Origin of the sequence: Myxococcus sp. CA039A, from assembly GCF_013336645.1 — a bacterium.
In the GTDB taxonomy this organism is placed as follows: domain Bacteria; phylum Myxococcota; class Myxococcia; order Myxococcales; family Myxococcaceae; genus Myxococcus; species Myxococcus llanfairpwllgwyngyllgogerychwyrndrobwllllantysiliogogogochensis.
The window spans coordinates 1-507 of record NZ_JABUMQ010000747.1 but is presented as its reverse complement, the minus strand read 5'-3'; the positions used below and the strand labels follow the sequence as shown (position 1 = coordinate 507).

The window sequence follows — 507 nt, the reverse complement described above, 5'->3', positions numbered from 1 at the left end:
GTTTGAGATGGAAGGAAGCATTGGATAACCTTGATTTATCAGGGGTTTTAAGGATTCGATACGTGGTTTGCCCGTTTTTTGTCCGTTTAACTAGCGGACATAACTTTCATAAAGCTTCAGCGCATCATCCTCGATCTTTTTGGTGATGTGTAGATACGTGTCCGCAGTGACCTTGATGCTTGCATGGCCGAGGCGCTCGGACACGTATTTTATTGTTGCGCCTGCTTCCAAAAGATGGACAGCATGCGTATGCCGGAGCGCGTGCGGCGAAAGGATAGGGAGATCACTACGTTTACATACTTCTTTGAAATATTCACGTACGACGTTGGTTCTGAGCCATCGGCCGTCCTGTTGGTGGAAAAGCAAGTTTTTATCTGACGCTTTATAATTGACATACCGCAGGATAACCTCTTTCTGATTCACACTGTGCCGTTTGAGCAAAGCGACGAGTCGATCGTCTAATTTAATCGTTCGGTTACTCTTCTTGGACTTCGGTGTAGACAGGTA

1 protein-coding gene is annotated in these 507 nt (G+C 46.0%); it reads right to left on the bottom strand.

Annotated features, from left to right (window positions below; all coding sequences use genetic code 11):
- Positions 1–90: 90 nt before the first annotated feature.
- A partial coding sequence (locus tag HR086_RS47395; RefSeq protein WP_174468964.1) for a site-specific integrase occupies positions 91–507 on the bottom strand: 417 nt, incomplete at its 5' end.